Origin of the sequence: Streptomyces lacrimifluminis (genome assembly GCF_014646095.1) — a bacterium.
GTDB lineage: Bacteria > Actinomycetota > Actinomycetes > Streptomycetales > Streptomycetaceae > Streptomyces > Streptomyces lacrimifluminis.
Genome location: NZ_BMMU01000130.1, coordinates 1 through 540, shown reverse-complemented (window position 1 = coordinate 540; position 540 = coordinate 1). Strand labels below are relative to the sequence as shown.

The following is a 540-nucleotide window of genomic DNA, read 5'->3' as shown; positions in this document are numbered from 1 at the left end:
GATCGCGTAGTCCCCGCAGCCGGGGCACCAGCGCACTTCCTGGTCGGACTTGAAGTCCTTCATGGACTGCCTGGCCTCGGCCTTGGGCACCAGAGTGAGTGCCTCGATCGAGCCGGTACCGGCGCCTTCCGTGGACGTCTCAGCCATCGATGGCCTCCTTGAGAGCCGTGGCGAGCTGTTCGGCCTTGAACGGCATACCGTTGACCTGGTTGTACGAGTGGGCGTCGACCAGGTACTTCGCCCGGATGAGCATGGCGAGCTGCCCGAGGTTCATCTCGGGGATCACGATCTTGTCGTAGCGCCGCAGCACCTCGCCGAGATTCCTCGGGAACGGATTGAGGTGACGCAGATGGGCCTGCGCGATCGGCTGTCCCGCCGCCCGCAGCCGGCGCACGGCCGCGGTGATCGGCCCGTAGGTGGAACCCCAGCCCAGCACAAGGGTGTTGGCCGCGCCGGACGGCTCGTCCACCGCCAGGTCCGGTACGTCGATGCCGTCGATCTTGGCCTGGCGGGTGCGGACCATGAGGTCGTGGTTGGCGG

At 67.2% G+C, this 540-nt stretch carries 2 pseudogenes; both read right to left on the bottom strand.

The features are described 5' to 3' along the window. Positions 1-147 (bottom strand): annotated as a pseudogene (locus IEY89_RS40250) (2-oxoacid:ferredoxin oxidoreductase subunit beta); the annotation flags it as partial. Further along, positions 140-540 (bottom strand): annotated as a pseudogene (locus IEY89_RS40245) (2-oxoacid:acceptor oxidoreductase subunit alpha); the annotation flags it as partial. The pseudogenes IEY89_RS40245 and IEY89_RS40250, both read right to left, overlap by 8 nt.